Origin of the sequence: Mucilaginibacter sp. OAE612 (assembly GCF_041806395.1) — a bacterium.
Lineage (GTDB): Bacteria > Bacteroidota > Bacteroidia > Sphingobacteriales > Sphingobacteriaceae > Mucilaginibacter > Mucilaginibacter rubeus.
In genome coordinates, this window is sequence record NZ_JBGMUW010000001.1 from 228,090 (window position 1) to 252,459 (window position 24,370).

Here is a 24,370-nt window from a genome sequence, read left to right on the forward strand (position 1 = left end):
ACCTTATGTTAGGAAAAACTCCCTTTTTTCTTTATCGATCCAATTGGTATTATTTACGGCCGAACACCCTTGTTTTGATGAATTTAAAATCTCATTTAGAACAGCGTTCTCATTTTCAATAGCATTTTTCCATTCATAATAATAAACATGTTTAATTGTAAATAATACAAAATTTAATGGATTGATTACCTTGTCACAGGGAATACGGACATTGTTCTGATTTCCAATATGATAATGAGAAACCGCGTGGATATTGGGGCTATAATTAGGCATATCTAAGTCGTAGCGTATTGTTATTGCACTTGAGTTTATATTTTGCTCACTTCTAAATTGTTCATATTCTAGCATAAAATGACTCTCATATTCTTCTGTATACTCTTCAAAATTTTTTAAAATATAATCTTGATAAGATATGTAATCTAACGGTGACTGAAAATAAGCAAACCTTGCCCCACCTTCGTCGATTTCTAATTGAAATAAGGAGTCATCCACTAAAAGTATATCATAATCTAGGTTGTGGACAGCGGATTGATATGTTTTAAGATAGTTTCCGGACAAACTTGTTTTTTTAAAGTCGTCGGAAACTCCATCTTTAAATAATTGCTTAACGCCTTTGTCCTTAAAAAGCTTTAACTCTTTTAATAATGTGATAGAATCACCTATAGAAAGTTGAAAAGGTGCTAGATTCATGATTTCTCATTAAATAATCTTTTTAATAAATCTTCTTTGGACAATCCTAGTTTATTTATTTCTTCGGCTATAGCATTGATTTTATTATCTTTTTTGGCGATATCTTGACGTATTGTGACAACCTCTTCTTCACTCGGCTGTTTAAAAATTAATTTCATTTTATTTGCTATCAGCTTATCTATTTCTATTTTACATAGTTCAGCAGATTTGCCTATGCCGGTGATTGTTACCCATGCGTGACTTCTAGTGATTGCTGTGAATAGCTTATTACGCTCGTTAATGGAATCTTTATTATCAAAAACTGAATCAACACCAATTATATAGACAGAGCCGGTTTCATTTCCTTTAGCTTTGTAGATACTAGTTAGTGTAACGTGATCTTTAACCTTAAAGGTAGTATTGTCATTTGGAGCACTCATTAGATTAAAACTATTAACTCCCCCTTGTTCTAATCTTTCAGAAATTATGCTAAAATAAGACTTAGTATTTCGATTATCTAAACAGATTACCGCTATGTCTTCGGCAAATAGACCGTCTTCTATGTCTGTCAGTATAGCGTCAGCTACGTTTTCACATTCTTGATTAAGACTATTGAAGCAATGCATCTTTACACTGTCTACATTCAATAAACTATTTTTAAGTAATGGACTGTTTTCATCGGGTCTACTTATCGTCATGTTACTTCCAGCTTTCGAATCTCCATCTTCAACTATGAAGCCTAAGCTTTCCCAGTGCTCGTTACTTTCTAACCTTTGGACAATAACATTACTATCGTTGTATATTCCTAGTCCTAAAGCAAACGCACAAACAAGTGCATCTTTTGGATTTCTGTAGCATTTGTGTAATACAATATCTTGTAGGGCGTCATCTCCTTTAAATTCAATGTTATAATTCCCTGCGGAATCTTTACCAAAAGTTTCTTTTTCGTTTTGGATATTAACATTCAAAATATTTTGGAAATCATCATATGCCCAAACGACCTTGTTTTTTTTTGTAAGTTTTCTGCAAAGGCGGTAGAAGTTTGGAGGGAAATCCTGAGCTTCATCTAAAATGGAATAGTCATACTGTATTTTTAAATTCATTTTAACTAAATCCTCGCATACAAAATCGAAGGGATCGGACGGCTTAATAGATTTGGCAGTAGACAAATTGATAGGCATAATATTATTTGCTTTACAGGCATTTGAATAAACACCCTCTAGCGCTTTGCCTCCCCAAGCATGTAGTATATGTATTTTATCCCAATTAGGATCTTTTTCACTAAACTGTCTATAAAATTTAGTTATATATCGCTTTACGATATCATATAAAGCTTTGGTATAATAGGTATAAAGGATATGCGCGTCCGGCTCTTGAATATGAATTTGAGCAACCTTTCTTGCTAAAATTACAGTTTTGCCTGATCCAGCAAGTCCTCTAATTCGTTGGGGCCCGTCAATAGTAAATAACGCTGCTCTTTTTTGCTCTAAGTCAAAATTCCAAATCTCAGATTCAATTCTACTTAATATGGCTCCTTTGGAATTTGCTGTTTTAGCTGGTCTATCTTTAGGATTCACAATACCCCTCGATCCCTCAATTGTTGCTTTTAACTCTTTGAACTCACCCTCTGTAAGTGGCGTTTTCGCATTGGTTGAAATAATTTCAATTAGTTCAGCCCTCGTACTAAATACATCGAAGTTTAGATCATTATACTCTATGTCTAATTTGGGATTATGAATATAAACTAATGTTGTAGCATTTACTTTTAGTTCCCGTCTTTTGGCTTGTAAACTCATTACCTTTATAAGCTTAGAGTATATTAAGCTGTCTAAAACAGAGAGGTCGTTATTCAGTGCAATAATTTGATTATTATCTCTATTATCAATTGCTTCTACGCATTTGAAAATCAGTATCCCGAAATTTTTATCTATAAACAGTAAGTTCACATTGAGACTGCCTTCAAATGTTTCATCGACATAAAATGGAAAATGATGATAGATTGAAGCTGCTGATAGATCAATTTCCTTGATACTCTCAATCAATTCTATTAAGCCTTTTGCACTAGGATCTTGATTAAGTATAGTTTCATTGATGTTTTTTTCCATTTGTAATTTTATAGAGTACTGAAATATAAATAAAAAATATCTACTTGAGGGATATAGTATCCAAGCCTTAAATAAGATTTGTTTTGAGAGAAGATATTCCAAACCGCTCTGCCAGTTTATTCAAATCTTCTACAACGGCATCAACTAATGGTATGCCGTTGGCTATCCTGTCGGCTTCTGCTTCCAGTTCGGGCTCACCTGGAATAATTACTTTTTGATCAGGATCAACCGTACTTGAAGATTTAAACCGTTCTATCCAGTTATCTAAATGATCTTTAAACTCATCTATCGGTCGAAAGCCATCAACGCGCATCGCGCCTAAAAAATGCCCTATACCCGCGCCAACGGGATCATTCGGCGGATCAAGAAAGGCCACGAACGGCGGTACCCATGGACCGTAATTGGCTCCCGATAGTACCGCGGATAATATATCAACTGTTGCACTTAAACCAAAGCCTTTATGACTGCCATGGTCGCGGTCGCTGCCGAGGGGTAGGAGAGAGCCGCCGGTCTTTAGCGCATGCGGATCGGTAGTATAATTGCCTTCTTTATCCTGGATCCAGCCTGCGGGAACCTGCTTGCCTAAGCGCTGAGCTATTTCCAGTTTTCCGTTGGCTGCTGCTGAAGTTGCCATATCAACAATTACCGGGGGATATTTTCCTGCCGGAAAAGCATAACACATGGGGTTGGTACCTAAAAGCCGTTCATTAGAAAAGGTAGGAGCAACCAGTGGACTGGCATTGGTCATGGCAAAGCCGATCATGTCTTTCTCTACAGCCATTAACGCATGATAACCGGCAATACCAAAATGGTTGGAGTTACGTACTGATACCCAACCCGAGCCGTATAGCTCAGCTTTTTTAATGGCCACCTCCATGGCAAACGGAGCTACTACTAAACCAAGTCCTGCATCGCCATCTACCGTGGCTGTTGTTGGCGTTTCATGCACTATCCGGATGTTGGGCGTAGGATTAATGCGTTTCTTCTCCCACAGGCGTACATAGCCGCTCAGGCGGGCCACGCCATGCGAGTCGATACCACGGAGATCTGATTTAAGCAACACGTCGGCTGCTAAAACCGCATGTTCATGGCTGCAGCCAATAGCTTTGAATATGTTTTCGGTAAATGTGCGTAGGGTGGATGGCGATATCAGCATACGGCAAAGATAACCGTTGATTTTTAAAATGATTACGTTGATTTCGCTGATAAGGTACCTTATATACACTTGATTTGAGGTTTGCCTGATATCGGTTTCCTAATGGTAATATCTGATGTTAAATTTGCGTTAGGGATAGAAGCGGATACCGGCCAAGTGGCTAAGGCCCTGTGTAGTATGAGCGGATAGCCCGGGCCGAAGGTAACGCCATAATTAGTAAAAAAACTTTTGAAGTTAGGCACAAGTGAGCCATATTCCACAGGCAGCCACACAACACTTGCGCCAAAAGAGAGAGATAGACGGACTTCTGCTAATCTCCAATCACCAGCCTCTAATCTCTACCCTCAAGCCATCGCAAACTCGGGCTTTACTTCGCTCAGGTGTTTGTTGTACCAGTTGGTGCTGTTATAGCGGGCGTTTATTTCGTAGATCTCGGGTTTTAGTTTCAGCAGGTTAAGGATATCCTGGCATGAAAAACGGTTGCAAACCGGGTACAACTCTTTAAATACGCGCTCGATGAAATAAAAATCCTCGGGGTGATCAAGCGCAAAACGATGCGACATAGAATAATCCAGGCCGGTTTCCCAGGTTACGTTGCCGATGTTAAAAATAAGCGGATTTTCATAGATGTAGGGCGAGGTATGCTCCAGATCATGAGGGCGACCGGCATTTTCCCAGGCTTGTTTGAGGCAGGCCAGGGTCATCACTTCTACGTCGTTGCCATCGGGATAAGTGGCCGGGTACAGGTTGCTTACATAATCAAACTTTTGCCTGTTGCTGAAAAAATATTCAAGCACGTTATCAATGATCCGCGGATCGATCAGCGGGCAGTCGGAAGGGATTTTTACCACTACATCGGCGTTGAAAAATTTGGCCGCCTGGTAATGCCTGTCCAACAAGTTGCCAAGGCTGCCGCGATAGCAGGGAATGTTAAGGTTTTCGGCCTCTCTTGCTATAACATCATCTCCGGCACCTTCCGAGGTGGCAATGACAATGCTGGCCTGGTGCTGGATCATATCCAACCGCTCAACCATGCGGGCCAGTAAACTTTTACCCAATATTGGCAGCATTACCTTGCCATATAAACGACTTGATGCCATGCGGGCCGGCACAATGATCACTACACGCTCATCCATCTTTTCCGGAAATTTGAGGTTTATCAAAAAAACATTAACCGGGTTAAATGTATAATGGTAAGGTTTAAATATGGCGAAGTTTATATTATGAAATTGTTAACCTGTAGGTTGATCTACAAAAAATAAAACCCGGCACAATGGCCGGGCCTTACAACACAGGTATAGGTTATTTAATAATAGTAAACGTTGGTTTGAATATCTGCACTTAGTTTTTTATCGTCGGTTGCTGCTTTAATACCCTGCAGCCACACGGTATATACAGAACCCGCCCGAAGGTTAACGTTAGTAAGGCTGGCTAATACCGTAGTAGTGCCTTTTTGACGAATGTTAAGCGTGTAGGTAACATTGCCTTTAATAGTCACAAAATCAGATACCTGCTTGTATGCTTTGTTTGATGCCAGAACCGAATCTTTTGAAGTAACCAGGTCAACCGTACCGGCATCGGCGCTGAGGTTTGCCAAACGGATACTGGCCATCCCGGCGGCCGGCTGAATAATAGAATCGGCAACAAAAATTACATCGCGTTTACCTGCTGTGTTGGCAAGGTATACCGAGTAAAGTTTTTTAGCTACGAGGGTGATGGTATCGTCTGCAACTTTTTGCTTTGTGCCCGAAACATAAAAGGTTGCTGTTCTTTTACCTGGGTAGGCATTAATATAATCTATACCATGACCGTAACGAATTGGAAAATTGTTCGCCCTGTTGGGCTCAAGATAAAAATCAACCGGATCAGAATCGGGTGAGGCATTGATGACCGAAACAAGTGCCACCGGCGGCTGAACGTAGTTGTTGTGATCTTTTAAACACGAGCTGAGTGTTGCTGCCAGCAAACACACCATCCCGATAATGCCTGCCCGCCTTGTTAATTTTTGCTGAACTGTTTTCATAAAATAAAATATTGGTAGTAAACTGATATTTTAACTTTACGTAACCAGCAGGCATTACGCTACTTTGGATTAAAAATTTTAACCCCGGTGTGATTAGCATAAATACGTTTGTGTTTTTGTTTTAGTATAATGTTTTACATAAAAGCTAAAAGCACAATGCATAAGGCTTAAAGCGTATCAATAATTATGTAACTACTGAATATTTGTTATAAAGCGGATTATTAAGTATAATTTTATCTATAGCGCTTACTTTTCCAGTTGTTTATCAATCAGGTGCTGTAGTTCATCTTTAAATTTGTCATCAAGCTTGATGTTTCCGGCAACAGGTTGATGGAACATGTTTTTGATCATGCGATTAATGGCGGTACTTTGTTGCTGAAATATCCTGCAAACGCGGCACCCTGCCAGGTGGATCTTTAATTCCAGTTTTTCGCGCAGGGTGATCTCTCCTATATGCTGCTTCTCGATCAGGTAAGTAGCCTTTTTGCAATTGTAGGCTATTTTGGTTAATTCGTCCATATTCTATAGTTTAAATCCAATTTTTTTGAAGGCACTCTCTCAGGCTTAATTTGGAGCGGTGAATAATTACCCAAAAGTGGGAAGGTGATATTCTAAGGTGGTTGCAGATGGTATCGGCGGGCTCATCATCGAGGTGTTTCATCGTAAAAACCGAGAGCCAGAGCGATGGCATTTTTTTTAAACATCGTTGCAGTATCAGCTCAAATTCTTTGCTTTCAAGGTGGTCGGTTTGCTCAATACCAAATTCTGCGGGGCGGTGATCTGGTTTCCAGTTATGGGCATCAGGTTCAAAAAAATCGTCTGTTTCATATTCGGCGAATGTTACCGCAGGTTTTTTAACAAAAGCGGATGCTTTTTTGCGGTAAATATCAATAATCTTGTTTTTGAGTATGGCGGTAAGCCATGTACGTTCGGTGCTTTTACCCTCAAATTTTTTTAAACGTTCGAGCGCAGCTAAAAAGGTTTCCTGTACAAGATCGTGGGCTAACTCGCCATCGTTAACGCGGGCAAGGGCATAGCTGTAAAGATAGTCGGCATGTCGCGCTACCCAGACACGGGGCCCGGTGCTTTTATCATGGTTAAGATTGGTGCTGTTTTGGGTTTGCATAACTCAATTTGGTGGGTAATGGTTTGTGTAAAAGTTTATAGCCCATATTAAATTGATGTTTTGATTTGTGCATTAGTCGGGCAGGAGAGGGAATCCTTACGAGGTTTTTTATTTTTTCCGGACCGAAAATTTGGCGGCTATTGGAGTTATTGTTGAAAGGTAACAACGGACTATGTGCGTTCTCCCGGGTTGCAAATAAGGATAGCCGATCTACAATAAAAAGAGTTATATGACGTGTTTTTACGTAGGGTATTTAATACGCAGTTTAGGGCAGCGCTATCTATAATAAATTCAGACAATTAAATGACTGAATAACTTTCACCTGCCTGTAAGGTTCTTCGTATATCTACGACAAAGAGCGTATGAAAAAGATAAATTTGTTTATTATCCCATTGATATTATTGGCCCTTAACGCGTGCAGTCAAAGCACTCCGCATGGCGATAGAACTGTTGACACCAAAACCTATCCCCAGGCCAAACCCGCCAGTTACTGGAAACAGGTATTAACGCCGGAAGCCTATGAAATATTGGTGAATAAAGGAACGGAGCAGCCTTACCACAATCCTTACTGGAATAACCATGAAAAAGGGATATACGTAAGCGCTGCTACCGGGAAACCATTATTTAGTTCGGATGCCAAGTTTGAATCTGGTACAGGCTGGCCCAGTTTTTTTAAACCAATTGATCCAAAAGCGATCAAAATTGTAAAGGATACATCATATGGGATGGTGCGCGAAGAGGTAGTTGAAGCCAGCACCGGTTTGCACCTCGGCCATGTTTTTGATGATGGGCCTGCACCTACGGGCAAGCGCTATTGCATGGACTCATATGCTTTTAAGTTTATTCCGGCTAAATAATTAAACTATTTAAATTAAAAATATCATGTTAACAAAAAAGTTAAATATATGCCTGCTTGGCCTGCTGATATTGTTTGGCTGTGCCGATGCGCAGACCGGCGGAAACGGTTTTGCAAGCCTGCCTGCCCCAAAGGCGGGCGAAAAGGTTGCCACTTTTGCCGGTGGTTGTTTCTGGAGTCTTTCGGAAGGTTTGTATGAATTGAAGGGTGTTAATAAAGTAGTAGCCGGGTATGCCGGCGGCACAACTAAAAATCCATCGTACGAGGATGTTTGCGGTAAAAATACCGGTCATGCCGAATCTGTACAGGTTTACTATAACCCGGCCGAAATAAGTTACGCTGCTTTAGCCGAAGCTTTCTTTTATGCACACGACCCAACCACTGTAGACAGGCAGGGTCCTGATGTAGGCGACGATTACCGCTCGGTAGCATTTTACCGGACACCTGAAGAAAAGAAAACTTTGGAAAGCGTAATAGCTAAAGTTAACGCTACACATCATTACAGCAGCCCTATTGTTACACAGGTTGTTCCGTTTAAAGTATTATATCCGGCCGAAAATTATCACCAGGGGTATTACAGGCAGCATATGAATAGCCCATATATCAGCCATGTTTCAGTACCTAAAGTAATAAAGCTGCGTAAGGCCATGAATAGCTTGTTGAAACCCGAGTTTCAGCATAAAGATCTGAATTAAGTGTAAATGTTGTATTTGACTGTTCTGTTGTCTCTACACCACGTTATTGCGGGTAACCATCAGGGAAGTATTTTCATCCGCCGGTTGTTTAAGAATAAAGCGTTGGTCACCAGCAAAAAAAGGCGAAAAGTAACAAAACCTTTCGCCTTTTCCCTTTAACCTTTCCCCTATCTATTGATTACAGATCGTTTTTAATTTTTGATTATAATCAGGATTTAGCGGTTCATTGGTTTGAGCCAGGCGCTGCGAACCTACATTGGCCGGACAGGCAATGCCATTAGGCCCGTCGTAAACCAAACCGGGTTTTGTGCTGAGGAGTTCTTTCGGTACGTAGATCTGTACAGTGGTTTTTGAATAGCTATGCGGATAAAACCGGATGTAATATCCATCAGGGTGTAATGACCATATGCCTGACGGTACCGCCGGATCAGGCGCCGGAGCCAAACCGGCTAACATGGCATACTTTTCCATCTCTTCGTAAGATGAATTACCAGAGGCAGCTAATCGGCGGATATTGTTTTCAGCCTCAAAAACACTTTGAACCGCAGGCGGCAATTGGCTTTTGGCTTTATCCATTACACTGGCGGGCAATACACCCAGCGCACCGCCTTCCAGCATTAACAGTTCATTAGCTGATAGCAGCCTGGTCGCGGTAAGCTTAATATCGGCCCCCATATCAACAAACCTGGTGCGTGCAATAATCGACCATAATAATATCTGGATGCTATGCTGGTCAACCTCGGGATGAGTTTCAGCATGTTTTAATATCAGTATCACCACATCGCGCTTTGGCCCCAGCACCGGTGCAAGCATATACCCGTCGCCTGTACTGGGGCCACGGGTACCCGCATGCAGACAATAGCTTTTGCTGGTCATTTCATAAAAACCGGCGCAAAGCTTAAAGCCGCCCCCGGGGGCTTTTGGCAAAAGGTATAAAGGCTCGGCTACCTGCCCTTCCATAAACGATGGTGGTTTGGAGCCTGTCTTGTTAACGTCATTAAAACTGGTGGTAATGGCCTGCGGTTGTTTCAGCAATTTATTAAGGCTACCGCCCGATACCATATCGGCTCCTTTATCCAATATGGCTTTCCCAAAACCGCCAAACTGGGCTTGTACAGCAGTGCTGCAAAATAGGCAGATACCCAGACAAATGATAAGATGTTTTTTGAAGTTTTTCAAAGATAATAGGTATATTAGGGTAGGGAGCAGGAGTTTTTTATGTTTCATATAGATATAGTGTTTAAGTTTCAATTGCAAGAAACAAAAAATACTATAAACTGTTTGTTGAATTTATTCACAATTGTTATACAATAGTTAATATATCTATTGAGGGAAGTAATAAACCCGCTAACTGGCTTTTCATTTCAACTCAAGTTCCATCTGAATATTGGCCCGTTCGTATGGTGAAGGCCTGCCTGCTACCTTAACAAAGCCCAATTTATGATACAGGCTGATGGCCGGCTTTAAAATAGTGTTACTCTCCAGGTAAAGTTTATGGCTGCCAAGCGCTTTGGCCTTTTCAATAATAGCCTGTCCGAGCAAAAAGCCTATATTTTTTCCCTGCGCCTTTGGCGAAACGGCCATTTTAGCAAGCTCATAGTCATAATCAGGATCGTCCATTTTCAGTAAAGCACATACGCCAACGGGTTCGTTATTATAAAGCGCGACCAGGATATGGCCGCCGTTGTTAATAATGTAACTGTCGGCGTTATCAAGGGCCTTATAATCGGCCTCTTCCATCACAAAGTATTTGGAAATCCATTCTTCGTTCAATGCTTTAAAAGCCCCGGCATATTGAGGTTCATAAGGCACGATGTGTACTTTGTTGCTCTCCCTTATTTTTTGATGAGCCTGTACCCTGCGCAGCAATGATTTTTGTTCCAGCAGGTATTCCCATTCTTCAATGGCTTTCCATAGGTCATGATTCGCCTGGGCTAAAAGTTCTTCAACGGCATTAGTCACATCTGCATACTGGTCCTGGATTTTTTTTCCAACCTCAAGCCCTTTAGCCGACAGGCTTACCATGTTGCGCCTGCCATCAGCCTTATCCTTTTTCTCAATAACAAAACCGTTCTTCACCATTTCGGCAATAATCTTACTTACAGAAGGGTGGGAGTGACCAATCTCCCTGGCTATTGAGGTAATTGTAAATTCGCCGCCATCCTGCAATACATAAAAAACCGGGAACCATTTAGGCTGAAAGTCGATATCATATAACTTGTAAATGCGTGCCGCGTCTTCGCTGATAGTTTCGGTAAGCATCCTCAACCTGCTACCTATGGCCATCTTACCCACTTTATTAAAAAACTCCATGTTAATAAGTAACTAATTATGTAACTGATTACGCGAATGTATAATGTTGTTTTAAAAAGTGCAATAGTGGGTTACAAAATCAATGTCATCGGCAATTCATAAAACCGGAGCTACTGGCGATTAAAAGAAGTTTTATCTGAACCGTTTCTGAAAGATTGTTTAAATTTTTTTCGATTGTAGAGCCGCATAATTACGTCTCCCGCTTGCAATTTACGGCGATTGGAGCACTTTTAAATCGACTTGTCCTCCGGGAGACACAATTATGCGCCTCTACATTTTTTTATTTTTAACAGCTTTCAAGATCCAAAAAGAAATGGAAGGCTTAAAATGCAAAAAGCCAGACTGAGCAGTCTGGCTTTTTTACTTTTTAGTAAGTTTAAATATTATGCTAATGCTTTTCCCATTGACGGATCGCTGAAGCTTGATTTACCTGTTTCAACCCGACCTGCAAAGCGTTTACCGAATTTATCAAAGCCGTCAACTTTTGTACTGAAATCATACCAGTTATGGCTTTTGCTTAAGGTTAATGCAATGGTTGCGCCTGAGCCTGCCTTTACAGCAACTTTATGATCGGGAGTTTTGTAGCCATGATCTGTTACCGTAATAGTTTGGGCCTTACTTGTATGATTTGTTATTTTCAGGGAGATGTTACCTGTTAACTTACCGGCAACCTGCTCGTATTCGCAAACAACATCAACCAGCGGATCGGCAGTATTACCCCGGTACTCGCGGAAAAAGCCGTTAGGGCCATAGGTGCGTAAATGATATTCGCCGTTTTCAAATTCATGCAGCGGCCATACATCTGCCAGGGTATCGCCGGCTTTAACGGTATAGGCCCAGGTACGCAGGTCTTCCATTTTCTGCGGATCATTCATCGTAGCATATTTGCCGGGAGCATATACGTTAAATGGTGAGCCCAACGCTTTTGCACCAAAGGCTTTGTTACTCGCAGTAAATTTGATCTCAAACGATTTTTTATCAGCGCTTAATTTACCATCGGCATAAAGCTGGTAGGGCAGTGCCGATGAAGGTTTAATGCCTTTTTCCTGTTGGGGCATATATGGGGATGAATGCGGATCTTTATTGATCTGCGCAATTTCATCGGGAGTCAGCAGCTTATAGTCCGAAGGGAGTTTTTTGAATTGAGCTTTATGAATACTCTCCAAAAATGCTTCCCTTGCAACAAATTCCGGATTCTCGATCTTCTCGCCATTATATGGACGGAAAACGCTTGAAAGATCACCGCAAACTGTACGGCGCCATTGGCTGATATTAGGTTCGGTTACTTTTTTACCGGTTTTGTGGCTTAAAAAGTTCTCTAAAAATTGCAGGGTTGAAGTATGGTCAAACACTTCCGAATTTACCCAGCCGCCGCGGCTCCATGGTGAAGCAATTACCAACGGCACACGGAAGCCTAAACCGATAGGGCTTTCACGATCAAATACTTCCGGGAAGTTATTGCGCGCTTTTTTCCTGTTCTAAAGTAACGAATTCAACGCTTGGGTCGATACCTGCTGATACCTTGCCGGTCCCCGGTTTATGCGGATTAGGCGCGGTGAAAGGAGGGACGTGGTCAAAGTAACCATCATTTTCATCATAAGCTAAAATGAAAACAGTCTTTTTCCAAACTTCGGGATTTTGGGTAAGGATGTCCAGCACTTCAGATACATACCATGCACCGTACCAGGCCGAGCTTGGATGGTCAGAAAAATGCTCGGGCGCCGATAGCCAGCTTACGGTTGGTAATTGACCGCTTTTAACATCCGCACGGAACTGGTGCAAAACATCGCCTTTAGGTACTAAAACTTCGCGTTCGGTGCCTTCGTCATTATATTTCAGCGGACTTAAAGTACGATAGTGCGGATCATTGGTATTGGTTACGAAACCTTTCTGGTGAAGGTTTTTTTCGCGCTGCGACAGGCTTGCAAATTTCCCCGGATCAAGGTTTGCCATATCCTTTTTGATGTTGTCCAGGTCGCGTTGTTTTTGTTTAAGTTGCTTTTGTAAATGATCTATATGTGCATCGCCGGCCGGCAAAGCAGCAATTTGTTTTTCAAGGGCAGTTATCTCATCAGGTAAAGCTGTTGATCTTTTTTGCAGGTGGGCGATATGTTTATCGTACAGTTTAATATTGTACTGACCAAAAAACTCCAGTGGATTATCCTGGAAGTTTGATAACCATGGATCTTCTTCACCCTGTAAGCCGGTATCAATGGCAATTTCATTTTGGTAATGTTTCCATGATATATTATGATCTTCCAATCGCTCGGGGAAGGTAGCCCAGTTCAGGGTACCATAATCCATATCATCGTTCCAAACGTGTGCAAGGGAGTTTTCATGCTGTTCGGCACGGATAGTACCACTCCAGAAATACAACCGGTTTGGGTTTGTACCTGTCAGGGATGAGCAAAAGTTTTGATCGCAAACGGTAAAGGCATCGGCAAGTGCATAGTAAAACGGGATATCCTCGCGGTTGTGGAAACCCATGGTTAAAGGCATGTTAGAATATTCCTTAATGCCGTTGCGTTTAACGTTAAGCCATTGATCAAACTTGCCATCGTTACGTGCATTAACCTGGTTGCTCCATGAATGCGGCAATGAGCTCATCCAGGTTGCTTTGGTATTTTTGATGTCAAGGTGGAATGGAGCATAGGTTTCGCCTTTTTTGTTCGATTGCAGCCAAACCTTATTTTTGTTAGGCAGATCGATAGCGCGTGGGTCGTTGTAACCACGTACTCCCTTAAGCATCCCGTAAGTATGGTCAAACGAGCGGTTTTCCTGCATCAGGATCACAATGTGCTCTGCATCCAGGTAAGTGCTGCCCGGTGCCGGGTTAATGGCCATTGCTTTTTGAATAGATTCGGGTAAAATGCTGGCGAGGCCGGCTGCACCGGTTAACAGGGCTGCTTTTTTAAGAAAATCTCTCCTTGAATCAGACATAGTTTTATTTTTAGTCCATGGTCGATAGTGTCCATAGACCATGGTTTTTTGTTTTTAGTCTATGGTCGAAAGTTCATAGACCTGGTTATTGTTTTTGTCAATAGTATAGCCAATAAGCCATGGTTGGCTTATTGAAAAACCAAGATATGCAGTTTTTTCAATCCATGGACTATGGTCTAAAAAACTAACCGTCCTTCCGCCTGGCGATCTCCTGCTCGCACAAGCCAAATGACAGGGTCATGCCGTTACCGCCGAGGCCATTGATGAGGGTTACCCCGGGCTCAATGTCAACGATAAGCTCATACGCGCCGTTGGTCATTTTAGGATAGATGCCGTGCCATGACTGCAGCATTTTCCAATCTTTAAAATTGGCGAATGTATGTAAGTATTCAATTATCAAATTATTAATAAATTCCTTATCAAACGGGTCATGAACCAAACCATATTCGTGCGAATCGCCTATGGTAAGCTCGCCGCTGCCGTTTTGTGATACCATAACATGGATGCCCCATTTCAGGTGGGTAGCATACTGTTCTTCATAGCGTTTACGCAAAGCAGGCAATGAAGCTGCGGCCTGGAAACCCGGGTAATGGATCATGGATAAACCACCGCATAGTGAAGGTCCAATGCGCCATTCATCAGGTTGAGTAACAAGACGCATCATTTGGAGTTTGCATTTGGTGATCTGTGTTTGCGCGAATAGTTCAGGATAAAGCGTTTCAAAATCGGCGCCGCTGCAAATATAGATCTCGTCGGCTTCCCAGCTTTGGGTGCCTGAACTTACCTTTGGATGTTCAATGCGGCTGATAGCGGTGTTCCAGTGAAATTCGACACCGAATTTTTCGGCGAGGTAAGCTGCCACCTGCCCGATGGCTACCCGCGATTCAACAATCATTTCCTCACCGCTCCACAGGGCGCCTTTCAATCCATCGGTATTGATTGCCGGCGATTTTGAAACAGCTTCGCCTGGAGTTAGCACAGCGCAATCACGGTATTGCTTGTTTACATCTACATACTCTTCAATTACCTGCAGTTCATCATCGTGATAAGCAAGGTGTAGCGAACCAACCTCATTATGCCAGATCTTAGCCTCGGTACAAATTTTTTTCCAAATGCTTTTTGATAGCATGGCGCGCTCAAACATTGGCCCTGTAGCCTGGCCTATCGGCCATACCATACCAAAGTTACGGATGGAAGCGCCCACCGCGCGTTCATTGCGCTCAAATACCGTTACCTTATAGCCGCGAATGGCCAAAGCGCGGGCCGTAGCCAAGCCTACAATGCCTGCGCCTATGATTATTGCACTTTTATTGTTGTTCATTAGTTCAATAGTTCATTAGTTCACTGGTTTGAATTGTTCAAACCTCAATTGATTTAATTGGCTGGATTGAAAGTTAGCGTTTGTTGCTCATCAGTTTCATCTGCAATTATCTTTTTTTTATCACGGGCAGCGCTTTGCAAAAAGTAAATGAGCGATAAAATACCGCAAATTCCACCAACAATGGCTACCGTCATTGCGCCTTCCCGGAAAAAGGCACCCCAGCTTATTGAGGGGCGACCAAGTTCTTTTACCAGCAAAACACTAACACTGCCAAGGTAGCCCATCGAATCGGCCATGTACATGATAAAGCCCACGTTGCTTTTATAGTGGAACGATGCTATCATCCGCTCAAAAAATATAGCATTGTAGGGAACGTAGCCCATGTATAAGCCAAGGCCTACCAAGGTCATCCATAAGGTTGGGCTTACCATTTTAAGGGTAAACAGGATGGTTGATATACCTACCAGCGCGCAACCGGCAATGATCATTAAATGGATGATACTAAAAGCACGAAGGTTTTTTCGTACAAGGATCAGTAAACTCATGGCGACTAAAACCACCAGCGAAATTTTAATATCGGTAGTAGTAAAGATGCTGTTATCCTTAATGCCCAGGCTGGCCCAGATCTCTACTTCAAAATTGTCGCGCACATCGCGCATAATGGTGAGTAATACATAAACAATGAGCGTGAGGATAATACCCGGCAAGAAACGGATGACGAATTGTTTACGCTCTGCTGCATTCATCGGTGTACGTTCCGAACGCAGACGTTTATCTTCGGCGGTAGGGGCAGGGATAAGCTCCATACAACCTACAAAAAATAAAAGCGGCAACACAAACACCGCCCCTGTTAAAAATGGCATATAGTATTCGTTTACATGGAAACCGGTTATTAAAGTTCGTCCGGTTGTTTTTACAAAACCCGACGCAAAAATGAGGCTGATGGATAATACCGAGGCCATGAACTCTGTTGAGCGGCGGCCTTCCAAATAACCAAAAACCAGTCCCCAGATAAGGCCAAGCGGGAAACCGTTGATAAAAAGAAACACGATATTCCATGGGGCCGGTACAAAAGCAAAGGCCAGCAGCGCCGCCCAGGCAATCCCGATAAGGGTTAAAATATAACGGGCGCGGGTTTTGCTGTTAACTTCGGCTATAAATTTTATGCCGTAAAATTTGCTGCTCATATAGCCTATAACCTGAGCTATAACCAGCCAAACTTTATAATCAACATGAAAATACTCATGACCTGTGAAAGTTGCCGCTGCAAATGCCTTACGAAAGGCATACATGGATGTATACGTTCCGAAGGCTGAAACCGCTGCCAAAACTGAAATCAGTGTATAAGGCAATTGGGCTACTTTTGCACGTAAACTTTCAATCAGCCTCATTATACTATTGGTTTATGATCTCAACTACTTGTGCAATATCGTCAATAATATGGGTAGGATCATAGGTTTCCAGCTCGGCACGGGTAAAAATACCAGTGGTTACACCTATAGTGTATTTGCAGCCGGTGTTTTGCCCTTCGCGTACATCAACCTCGGTATCCCCCACTTTAGCAACTTCCAAAGCATCAATTATGCCGGCCTCAAGCATCATTTTTTGGATCATAAAGGGGTGCGGGCGACCAAGTTCAACTTCGTCCGATCCAACAACGTAATCGATCAGCCCTTTTTCCTGCCATTGCAGGCGGTTAACAATGGTATCAGCAATATCGCGCGAGAAGCCGGTATTGATACCAACTTTAACGCCCTGCTCATGCAGTTTAGCAAACGTTTCCTCTACGTTTGGCAACGGCTCAATACCCGGCTCAAACTGGTAAAAGTTAATCATTTGCTGCACAAATTCTTTGTGGATAGTGGTTACCAGCTCGTCCGTAATAACTGATTGATCAGTCTCGTGTTCAGTAAGCATTTTGCGGATAGCGAGGGTTTTTTCATACCCCATCAGCGGATCTATTTTTTCCAGTCCAACTTCATAACCGGACTTTTGCATGGCAGCCCTGAAAGCTTTGCTAACTTCATGATCGTCTTTAACCGTGGTGCCGGCTATGTCAAATACCACTAATTTTATACTCATAACAACATTTATAATGTTTAGCAATACTAAACTTATTTTATTAAAATTAAACTAAGTTAGTGTTAAGGTTTGGTTAAGGTGGTAAATGGTCGATTTTGTTCCCATAGTTTGTGTGCGAGTTTTACAAAGAGTTATCGTAAAAATTTGAGCCATACAGACAAGTAAATTGAGCCGTGCAAGAAATTTACCCATGAACAAGATACCTGATCTTTGTTTTAAATTAAATATCAACTATGGAGAACATAACGAAAATAAACTTGGGCAAAAACGGTCCGCTGGTTTCAAAACTGGGCCTGGGTTGTATGCGCATGTCATCAGTTTGGGGTAGCAAGGCCAATGATGAAAACGAAAGTATCGCTACCATACAGGCAGCTTTAGATAGTGGCATTAACTTTTTAAACACCGGCGATTTTTATGGCGCCGGTCATAATGAGTTATTGGTAGGCAAGGCCATTAAAGGCCGCAGGGATGACGCGTTTATCAGCGTAAAATTTGGCGCTATCTTTTATAATGGGCAATGGCTTGGCTTAGACCTTCGCCCTATAGCTATTAAAAACTTCATCAATTATTCGTTAGTGCGATTAGGTATCGATACTATCGACCTGTATCAGCCATGCCGCCTGGATAACAGCGTACCGGTGGAGGATGTGATAGGTACCGTTGCAGATCTGATTAAGGAAGGTAAAGTACGCCACCTTGGTGTTTCTGAAATTACAGCCGATCAGTTACGCAAAGCCAACAGCATACACCCGGTAGCCGCGCTGGAAATAGGCTACTCATTAGCTGACAGGCAAATTGAAAACGATCTGCTGCCTACTGCTAAAGAACTGGGCATTGGCGTAGTAGCATTTGCCAATACCGCCGAAGGTTTACTTACGGGCGATATGAAAGCGCCGCTTCCGGCAGATAGCTATCATAATCACTTTTCACGTTTCCAGGGAGAAAACCTGGTGAAGAACCTTGAAAAAGTTGAAGTACTAAAACAAATGGCCGGCGACAAAGGCTACACGCCTACCCAACTTGCCATTGCATGGGTAAACGCTCAGGGCGATAACATTATGCCGCTGGTAAGCATGAGCCGCAGATCGCGCCTGCCGGAAAATATACAGGCCATGCAAATTGAATTTAGTGCTGAGGAAATGAATACACTCAACACCGCTTTTGCCCAGGGGGCAATATTAGGTGGTACATACCTGCAACGATAAATGGACGGGGCTGCATAAGCCCCTCCTGTTTTATATATTTACATAGTGACCAATCCAACCGAAATAATTCCAGGCGTAATCTTTTATTCTTTTTTCTCGAGGATGAGAAAGGAAAAGGTAGGTTTTTTTGAGCATAGCACCCTGGTATTACAGGTTTCAGGGCAATTCAGCATCGAAACCGCAAATCAAAAAATTTCGATGAAGGGCGGCGAAATGATGCTGATCCGTAAAAATCAATTGGGCGAACTCGTCAAAATGCCCGTTGATGGCGGTGACTATCAAACTATCATCATTTGCCTGAAAGAAGATATGCTGCGGCAGCTTGCCCTGGAAGAACAGATAGAGCCGGGACGGAAATACACCGGTCAGCCCAATATCAAAATCCCCGAAAGTGAATTTCTGCGGGGCTTTTTTCAATCTGTGATTCCTTATGTACACCATCCCAACGAAAAAATAACCAAACAACTGGGCATGCTGAAAGTAAGGGAAGCCGTACACTTATTACTACATACTATGCCCGAGCTTAAAGATTTCCTGTTCGATTTTTCGGAGCCTCATAAAATCGACCTGGAAAAATTTATGCTCAGCAATTTTCATTTTAACGTACCTGTCGAGAAATTCGCGCAACTTACCGGCCGGAGCCTTGCGGGATTTAAACGTGATTTCCAAAAAACTTTTGATACTTCGCCCCGACATTGGCTGCAAACCAGGCGACTTGCGGAGGCGCGCCACCTCATCGAAAACAAAAACCGTAAACCATCTGAAATTTACCTCGATTTAGGATTTGAAAGCCTGGCCCATTTTTCCCATTCGTTTAAAAAAGAATTTGGCAAAGCACCTACCGAGTGGACGCACTAACCGGAGTTTTTTCTGTTGATAAAAGTGTATTATTCTATATCCAATTCACCACTCACTTAATCAACCCAATCAACCATTCACTAAACTACTTCTTCTCTTCAAAAAAGTATACCACCAGCATGCTCGCCGTGGTATCGCCCATGTTTTTTGGAGTGTGGGGGATGCGCCCGTCAAAGAGCATGCTGTCGCCCTGGTTAAGGGTTACGGTATCGTCATTAAACCGGTAAGCAACCTGGCCGGATAGGATATACTTATATTCAAATGCTTCGGTTTCAACAAGCGGACGGGAGGCATCGGGTTCAAGCTCCAATATTACGATATCAACAGTACTTTGACTTATTGATTGTGTAAAGATGCGCTGGTAATGAAAACCATCGGCATGTTCTTTTTCAAAATGATCGTATTCGTGTTTGCGCTTTACCAAAACTGGGAGATGATCGCTTTTTGAACGCATATCTTTAAAAAACTCGTTCAAATCTATCTCCAGTGCTTTAATAATATCTATCAGTACGATAAGCGATGGAATGGTACGGCTGTTTTCAATTTGGGATATCAGGCCTTTACTTACGTTAGCCCTTATAGCAAGTTCCTGTACGGTTATATTTTTTTCCCGGCGGCGTTCTTTTATCCGGTTACTGATCTGTATCAGTATGTCTTCTTCCATCTATAGCAGGTTATTTGGTGCGCAAAGTAATTAATCAGGCTATTTATCCAAAATGATTTTTTTGTTACGCTTTGAACAGTATAGTGTAAATGTTAACGGATATTTATATAATATTGTTGTATTAGTTAAGTTTCAATAACAATACGTGCGTTTTGAAATTGCCTATCTTTAGCAAGATAAGCGGCCCTGTTGTATTAAAATTTAATGTTAAATATGGGTTCTGATTGATATATTTCATGAATATTTAATAATTACCTAATCTGCATGCTGTTTATTTGCACCTAAAAATTTTAATTGCATGGCACCATCTCAATATAATCCGAACGCTGTGGTTGATGAAGTGTTTTCTTTATACGAAAAATTTGGCGATGCCGATTATATAGGGGAGCCTGTTTCTCAACTGGAGCATATGTCGCAGGCAGCTTCGCTTGCGGAGGCTGAGGGCTATGACGATGAGGTTGTACTTGCCGCGTTTTTTCATGATATAGGGCATCTTTGTGCTGATGCTGAAGAAGCAGGAAGTATGGATGGCATGGGCAATGTTGACCATGAGCGCCTGGGTGCCGATTACCTGTTGGAGCGTGGGTTTTCTGAACGGGTTGCCAACCTGGTGCAGGGCCATGTAATTGCCAAAAGATATCTTACTTATAAATATCCCGAATACTATAATCGCCTGTCGGATGCCAGTAAAGCCACCCTCGAATTTCAGGGAGGCGTGATGACTGCGGCCGAAGCTGCAGAATTTGAATTAAACCAGGATGCTGAACTTATCATCAGACTGCGGTACTGGGACGACATGGCCAAGGAAATGCATGTACCCGTAAATAACCTTGATCATTTAAAAGCAATTGCCCTGGCGCATCTGCAAGTGGTAAATGAATAATATCATATTAAGTTTTTGTGATTAATTTATAATCTGCCTGTTATAAAAATCACCTGCTTAACACAGGGTGAACATCAAGTTAAGTATAGCTTAATACTAAGTTGGTTTACTAATAATAAACAAAGTTTAGTATTGCTGTATGAAAAATTTAACTATTTCACCCTTAAACTTTAGCAGATGAACAAGATTTACCAGAGATTAAAAACCGTAATAACGGTTTTGTTATTTTGCGTAGCTCCATCTATTTTATTCGGACAAACCAAAATAAGCGGTACTGTTACCGATGACAAACACTTGCCCCTGCCGGGCGTAAGCGTAAGAATTAAAGAACAAAATAAAGGCACTGTTACCGATATTGATGGCCGTTACAGTATTACGGCAACTGCCGGTCAAACACTCATTTACTCATTTGTAGGTTACGCGCCGGTTTACGTTGTAGTTGATAACAAAACAACCATAAACGTAACTATGATTGGCGATAGCAAGGCTTTAAATGAGGTTGTTGTGACAGCCCTTGGTGTAAAGAAAGAAACCAGGCGTATCGGTTACTCAACCCAATCAGTAAACGGTGCCGATGTTACCATGGCCCGCGACCCTAACCCTATTACAGGTTTAACAGGTAAAGTGGCCGGTTTATCAGTAGGCCCTTCGGCCGAACTTTTGGGTAACCCATCTGTATTGATCAGGGGTAACTCGGTTACATTATATGTTGTTGACGGTTTTCCTATTAATACTGATACCTATAACATCAGCCCTGATGATATCGAGACCTATACAGTGTTAAAAGGCCCGTCTGCAGCCGCACTATATGGTAGCCGTGCACAAAACGGTGCGATTTTAATTACCACTAAGAAAGGCGAGAAAAACAAAAAAGGCTTGACAGTTGATATTAACAGCAGTACGGTAATGAATACGGGCTTCCTTGCTTTCCCTCGTACCCAAAGCTTGTTTGGTCCGGGTGAAAACACTTTTTATACCTTTGTTGATGGTAAAGGTGGTGCACCAGGTGGTGTGGACAGCGATTACGACGTTTGGGGCCCTTACTTTGCAGGTCAGTTAATCCCGCAATATGACAGCCCGGTTGTTAACGGCGTGCGCCAGGGCACTCCATGGGTTGCACGTGGTAAAGACAACCTGAAAAACTTTTTGAAAACCGGTTACCAAACCAACAATAACATATCATTAGGTTCGGTTGGTGATACTTATGTAACCCGTTTTTCAGTTTCACAACAGCACCAGACAAGCTATATCCCTTCTCAATACCTTGATATAGCCAATGCTAACTTTTACGCTCAGTTCACTCCTACAAAGCGTTGGAAATTTGAAGCGAACGTTGATTTTAACAGGCAATCAACTGATAACTTTCCAGATGTGCAATACGGCCCTAACAGTATTATCTATAACATTGCTGTATGGACAGGTGCCGACTGGAATATCAACGCACCGGATATCAAAGCTATTTGGCAGCCAGGTAAAGAAGGCGTACAATCGGTATTTGCCGAGTACACCCGTTACCATAACCCTTACCTGTTAACTCAAAAATGGACCCGCGGCCATTACAAAAACGACGTTTACGGTTACTTGTCAGGTAACTTCAAAATCAACGATAACTTAAATGTTACTTTGCGCTCACAAATTGATACGTATAACATCCTTCGTACTGAAGACCTTCCATTTTCGGCCCACCCTTATGGCCGTGAAGGTAACCAGGGCGATTACCGCGAAGACCGTCGTAACCTGTTTGATAACAACACCGAGTTATTTGTTAACTACAACTACACGATCAAAAACTTCGTGAACTTATCAGGTTTAGTTGGTTCAAACCTGCGTAGCTTCAACTACAACTCCAGCTGGACATCAACAGATTATTTGAACGTGCCGGAAGTTTACGCTTTCAGTAACTCGAAAAACGCTGTACAGTCAACCAACTTCTCATCAGCCGAACGTGTGTTAAGCGGTTACTACTCAATTGACGCTACATTTGGTAAATATGCTACCTTATCAAGCACCGGCCGTATTGATAAATCGTCGGCTTTTCAAAACGTAACTACTTATTACTATCCAAGTGTATCGGCAGCTACAGTGATCTCTGATTACGTTAAACTGCCCGAGGTTATCTCATTCTTAAAAGCAAGGGCATCTTACTCAACAGTAAAAGCCGATGCTTCAAGTTCAACAATTGGCCCTGCCCCATTTAACGCTATTTCGGTTTATGGCGGTTCAACAACTACCAGCAATCCAAATTCAAACCCGTTATTCTTAAATCCGCTTGGTTACGGCAGTACTTATAACTCGCCTTATAACGGCCCAAGTTATCAGCTTAACCCGTTCTACTTAACCAGTAAACCCTATAACAGCCAACCGGCAGCTTCTGCATCTGACTTTTTGTATCAGCCAAATATCAAAACTTCAACTCGCGTTAACTACGAAGAAGGTTTCGATATCAAATTCTTACAAAATCGTTTAGGTTTATCAGCTACTACTTTCCAATATATTGACGGTCCGCAAATTTTAGCTAACTCAATTTCAACGGCTACTGGTTACACCACTTTATATCTTAACGCTTTAAAAACCAGGAAAACCGGTTATGAGTTTTCATTAGAAGGCACCCCTATCAAAAATCTTGGCGGTTTTAGCTGGAATGTTTTAGTTAACGTAGCTACCTTTAAAGACGTTTATGAAGAGTTGCCTCCGGGTCAGGACGCTTACAAAACATTCTTCAAAAAAGGAGACCGTACCGACAAACTATATGGAACTGCTTTTGCAAGAACCCCGCAGGGCCAAATCATCAACGATGCCGCCGGTAAACCATTAGCATTACCTGTTGCCCAGTATTTGGGTAACGAAAATGCTAAATACCAATGGAGCTTTGCCAACAAACTGCATTACAAAAACATCAATTTCGGTTTCCAGTTTGACGGTTCGGTTGGTGGCGTGATCATCGACTACATGCACAACAAAACCATGCGTGGCGGTGCAAACATCGAAACCGCTACAGGTGCTTTGGGTGATGCCCGTTATAAAGACTGGCAAAACTTTGGCAAAGCAGGCTATAACGGCAGCTATGTGGGCCAAGGTGTAACTGTATCAAACGGTGCTGCTATAAACTATGACCCTGCTACCGGTAAAATTATTAACTACGGTGCTTTGCAATATGCTCCTAACGGCAAAACAGTATTGGTTCAAGACTATGTAAGTAAATATTACAATGTCGACGAGTCAAACCTGATGAGCAAAACCTTCTCAAAACTTCGTGAAGTAACCCTTGGTTATGATTTCCCTAAAGCATGGCTTGATAAATCATTCATCAAAAAAGCATCGGTATCGGTTTATGGCCGTAACCTGCTATACTTCTACGGAGACAAACGCTTCAAGGATGTGGATTTAGATCAGTATAACTATGCTACTTCTTCAACTGTATTGCAGTCGCCTACAGTACGTAGCTATGGTTTTAACTTAAATGTATCATTCTAA

Annotated in this window: 21 protein-coding genes; 6 read left to right on the plus strand and 15 right to left on the minus strand. The window is 42.1% G+C overall.

All coding sequences use genetic code 11. The features are described from left to right. Positions 1-3 precede the first annotated feature (3 nt). From ABID99_RS00880 to ABID99_RS00910, 7 genes are all read right to left on the minus strand, one after another. Positions 4-690, minus strand: coding sequence for a DUF2290 domain-containing protein (locus ABID99_RS00880; protein ID WP_373612585.1), 687 nt, complete (start codon positions 688-690; stop codon positions 4-6). After that, entirely contained in the window at positions 687-2,774 is a 2,088-nt protein-coding gene (locus ABID99_RS00885; RefSeq protein ID WP_373612586.1) for a DEAD/DEAH box helicase, read from the minus strand. The genes ABID99_RS00880 and ABID99_RS00885 overlap by 4 nt, the downstream gene beginning before the upstream one ends. Positions 2,775-2,841: 67 nt before the next feature. Then, the gene (locus ABID99_RS00890; protein WP_373615881.1) at positions 2,842-3,930 is read right to left on the minus strand and encodes an Ldh family oxidoreductase; all 1,089 of its coding nucleotides are present in this window, start codon (positions 3,928-3,930) and stop codon (positions 2,842-2,844) included. A 344-nt stretch (positions 3,931-4,274) separates the two neighbouring features. Beyond that, positions 4,275-5,093 carry a cytidylyltransferase domain-containing protein gene (locus ABID99_RS00895; protein WP_373612587.1) on the minus strand — a complete coding sequence of 273 codons (819 nt, stop codon included), beginning with the start codon at positions 5,091-5,093 and terminating at the stop codon, positions 4,275-4,277. A gap of 143 nt (positions 5,094-5,236) precedes the next feature. Beyond that, positions 5,237-5,953 carry a DUF4397 domain-containing protein gene (locus ABID99_RS00900; RefSeq protein ID WP_373612588.1) on the minus strand — a complete coding sequence of 239 codons (717 nt, stop codon included), beginning with the start codon at positions 5,951-5,953 and terminating at the stop codon, positions 5,237-5,239. A gap of 246 nt (positions 5,954-6,199) precedes the next feature. Continuing rightward, a complete protein-coding gene (locus ABID99_RS00905; RefSeq protein WP_373612589.1) occupies positions 6,200-6,472 on the minus strand; it encodes a hypothetical protein in 273 nt (90 codons plus the stop codon). A 10-nt stretch (positions 6,473-6,482) separates the two neighbouring features. Beyond that, entirely contained in the window at positions 6,483-7,079 is a 597-nt protein-coding gene (locus ABID99_RS00910; protein ID WP_373612590.1) for a sigma-70 family RNA polymerase sigma factor, read from the minus strand. A gap of 362 nt (positions 7,080-7,441) precedes the next feature. Between ABID99_RS00910 and msrB the strand changes: the two genes are divergently transcribed. Further along, entirely contained in the window at positions 7,442-7,936 is a 495-nt protein-coding gene (gene msrB, locus ABID99_RS00915; protein WP_373612591.1) for a peptide-methionine (R)-S-oxide reductase MsrB, read from the plus strand. Between the two features lie 25 nt (positions 7,937-7,961). Beyond that, the gene (gene msrA / locus ABID99_RS00920; RefSeq protein ID WP_373612592.1) at positions 7,962-8,630 is read left to right on the plus strand and encodes a peptide-methionine (S)-S-oxide reductase MsrA; all 669 of its coding nucleotides are present in this window, start codon (positions 7,962-7,964) and stop codon (positions 8,628-8,630) included. A gap of 171 nt (positions 8,631-8,801) precedes the next feature. Here msrA and ABID99_RS00925 read toward each other — a convergent pair whose 3' ends face one another. The 7 genes from ABID99_RS00925 to ABID99_RS00955 all read right to left on the minus strand — a co-directional run bounded on the left by ABID99_RS00925 (position 8,802) and on the right by ABID99_RS00955 (position 17,286). After that, positions 8,802-9,809, minus strand: a complete 1,008-nt coding sequence (locus ABID99_RS00925; RefSeq protein ID WP_373612593.1) for a hypothetical protein — start codon at positions 9,807-9,809, stop codon at positions 8,802-8,804. Between the two features lie 180 nt (positions 9,810-9,989). Further along, on the minus strand, positions 9,990-10,943 hold the full coding sequence (locus tag ABID99_RS00930) for a GNAT family N-acetyltransferase (RefSeq protein ID WP_373612594.1): 954 nt from the start codon (positions 10,941-10,943) through the stop codon (positions 9,990-9,992). A gap of 383 nt (positions 10,944-11,326) precedes the next feature. Continuing rightward, the gene (locus ABID99_RS00935; protein WP_373612595.1) at positions 11,327-12,349 is read right to left on the minus strand and encodes a phospholipase domain-containing protein; all 1,023 of its coding nucleotides are present in this window, start codon (positions 12,347-12,349) and stop codon (positions 11,327-11,329) included. 49 nt (positions 12,350-12,398) lie between these two features. Beyond that, complete coding sequence (locus ABID99_RS00940; protein ID WP_373612596.1) at positions 12,399-13,883, minus strand: alkaline phosphatase family protein; 1,485 nt, start codon at positions 13,881-13,883, stop codon at positions 12,399-12,401. A 184-nt stretch (positions 13,884-14,067) separates the two neighbouring features. Continuing rightward, complete coding sequence (locus tag ABID99_RS00945; RefSeq protein WP_373612597.1) at positions 14,068-15,204, minus strand: TIGR03364 family FAD-dependent oxidoreductase; 1,137 nt, start codon at positions 15,202-15,204, stop codon at positions 14,068-14,070. A 53-nt stretch (positions 15,205-15,257) separates the two neighbouring features. Next, complete coding sequence (locus ABID99_RS00950) at positions 15,258-16,595, minus strand: DUF5690 family protein (protein WP_373612598.1); 1,338 nt, start codon at positions 16,593-16,595, stop codon at positions 15,258-15,260. 4 nt (positions 16,596-16,599) lie between these two features. Then, complete coding sequence (locus ABID99_RS00955) at positions 16,600-17,286, minus strand: HAD hydrolase-like protein (protein ID WP_373612599.1); 687 nt, start codon at positions 17,284-17,286, stop codon at positions 16,600-16,602. A gap of 233 nt (positions 17,287-17,519) precedes the next feature. Here ABID99_RS00955 and ABID99_RS00960 point away from each other — a divergent pair, with 233 nt between their 5' ends. Together ABID99_RS00960 and ABID99_RS00965 are read left to right on the plus strand one after the other, a co-directional pair. Beyond that, positions 17,520-18,491, plus strand: a complete 972-nt coding sequence (locus tag ABID99_RS00960) for an aldo/keto reductase (protein ID WP_373612600.1) — start codon at positions 17,520-17,522, stop codon at positions 18,489-18,491. A 102-nt stretch (positions 18,492-18,593) separates the two neighbouring features. Further along, positions 18,594-19,349, plus strand: a complete 756-nt coding sequence (locus ABID99_RS00965) for an AraC family transcriptional regulator (protein ID WP_218117268.1) — start codon at positions 18,594-18,596, stop codon at positions 19,347-19,349. An 85-nt stretch (positions 19,350-19,434) separates the two neighbouring features. Here the strand turns inward: ABID99_RS00965 and ABID99_RS00970 are convergent, their stop codons facing one another. Then, complete coding sequence (locus tag ABID99_RS00970) at positions 19,435-20,013, minus strand: helix-turn-helix domain-containing protein (protein WP_090529371.1); 579 nt, start codon at positions 20,011-20,013, stop codon at positions 19,435-19,437. 298 nt (positions 20,014-20,311) lie between these two features. On the opposite strand from ABID99_RS00970, the gene ABID99_RS00975 reads away from it, so the two are divergent. Both ABID99_RS00975 and ABID99_RS00980 read left to right on the plus strand, forming a co-directional pair. Next, the gene (locus ABID99_RS00975; RefSeq protein ID WP_090529368.1) at positions 20,312-20,896 is read left to right on the plus strand and encodes a phosphonate degradation HD-domain oxygenase; all 585 of its coding nucleotides are present in this window, start codon (positions 20,312-20,314) and stop codon (positions 20,894-20,896) included. Positions 20,897-21,073: 177 nt separating this feature from the next. Further along, on the plus strand, positions 21,074-24,370 hold the full coding sequence (locus tag ABID99_RS00980; protein WP_373612601.1) for a SusC/RagA family TonB-linked outer membrane protein: 3,297 nt from the start codon (positions 21,074-21,076) through the stop codon (positions 24,368-24,370).